This window comes from Pseudonocardia pini, assembly GCF_013870575.1.
GTDB classification, from domain to species: domain Bacteria; phylum Actinomycetota; class Actinomycetes; order Mycobacteriales; family Pseudonocardiaceae; genus Pseudonocardia; species Pseudonocardia pini.
The window spans coordinates 1-1,736 of the sequence record NZ_JACBXB010000975.1 but is presented as its reverse complement, the minus strand read 5'-3'; the positions used below and the strand labels follow the sequence as shown (position 1 = coordinate 1,736).

Below are 1,736 nucleotides of genomic sequence, written 5' to 3'. Positions count from 1 at the left end.
CACCCGCCCGGCCAGCCCGCAACGCGAGCCCGCCGGGTCGGCGACGACGTCGCCCGCCAGCGAGAAGCTGCCCCACTGCTTCTGCACGCCCTTGGCCAGCGACGCGATCTGGAACACCACCAGCAGCGCGCAGACCACCGCGATCGGTGCGTTGTTCAGCCGACGGCCCCGGCGGTCCAGCGGACGCGGGACGGCGGGCCCTCGCAGGTGCTCCGCCAGCGCGTAGACGAGCGTCGCCGCGGCGGCGAGCAGCAGCAACGAGGTGGCGGAGATCCCGTTCACCGACGGCGGCTTGTCGAACCAGGGCACGCCCCAGTTCGAGACGTACCACCAGGTGTTGGGGCCCGCGAAGGCGACCGCGGTCACGACCAGCAGCCCCGCGACCAGCAACGCCTGGTTCCGCCGGGACCGCAGCACCGACGTCGCCGTGGCCAGCGCCGCCACCGCGGCCATCCCCGCGCCCAGCGCGGCGAAGGCGCCGAAGTGGTGCGTCCACTTCGTCGGGGTCAGGGCGAGGACGACGAACGCGAGCAGGCTGGAGCCGATTAGCCGGCGCGAGACCCCGAGCGCGGCACCCGGGATCCGGCCGCGGCGCAGCAGCACCGCGATGCTCACGCCGAGGCACAGCATCAGCACGAGCACCGGGAACCGGCGCATCAACGAGCCGTCCCGGGTGTTCGAGAACAGCAGCTGGTAGCGGTAGAGCTCCTGGTACCAGGGCTGGTTGGGGCCGATCTCGGTGCGCACCCGGGTGGCCTCGGCGATGGTCTGCCAGGTCTGGTCGCCGAACACCGCGACCAACACGACGACCCCCGCCGCGGCCAGCGGCGCGAGCACGGCGAACCATCCCGCCGCGCGGGCCCGCCGCGACAGCAGGCGCAGCAGGGGCCGGGCGGCCGCGAGCAGCGGGGCGAAGGCGATCAGGCCGGTCGGGGTCGCGGCGACCGCGAACGCCCCGGAGACCAGCGCGCCCGCCACCGGGAGCAGCCGCTGCATCACCAGCGCCCGCTCGAGCAGCACCAGGGACACCAGGGCCGCGATCACCACGACGGGCTCGGGCCGCAGCCCGTTGTCGAAGGGGATCCAGAAGCACAGGAACACGCCGGCCGCGGCCCACCCGGCGGATCGGCTGCGGCGCACCGCGGTGCCGATCCGGGGGAGCAGCGCGCGGCTGATCAGGAACCAGGACGCGACGCCCATCGCGAACGCGGGCAGCCGCAGCCACAGCACCGCGTCACTGACCTGGAGCCAGCGCGAGTAGAGCTCGTAGAACCAGCCGAACGGCGCCTCGGGGACGTCGAACCAGCGGTAGTAGTTCCCGACGTAGCCCGAGGTCAGGTCGCCGCGGGCGATGGTGAGGATGTACCCGTCGTCCGGCGTCATGCTGCCGAAGACGGTGGCCCCGGCCAGCAGCGCGACGACGGTCGAGTCCCGCCACCAGTCCTGCCCGCGCAGCCGTCTGCTGAGCCTGCCGGTGGGGACGAGCCTGCGGCCGAACCGGTCGTCGAGCCTGCGCAGCACGAGCAGGCAGCCGAGCAGCGCCACGATCGCCAGGGCTCCGGCGACGACCTTGAGCGTGCTCGGGGCGCTGTCGAAGCGGTTGTCGGCGGCGAACCGGACGTCGGTGCCCGCGATCGGGTCCCGGTCGGCGTCGAGCTCCGACCAGATGCCGACGACCTGGGGCCGTACGTCCCCGCCCGGCGCCGCGACCTCGGTGCCGCCGAGCGCGACGGTCG

1 protein-coding gene is annotated in these 1,736 nt (G+C 74.1%); it reads right to left on the bottom strand.

Going from position 1 to position 1,736, the window contains the following annotated elements; genetic code table 11:
* Window positions 1–1,736 (bottom strand): arabinosyltransferase domain-containing protein (locus H5J29_RS31505; protein WP_181784574.1); only part of this gene is annotated, 1,736 nt, incomplete at both ends.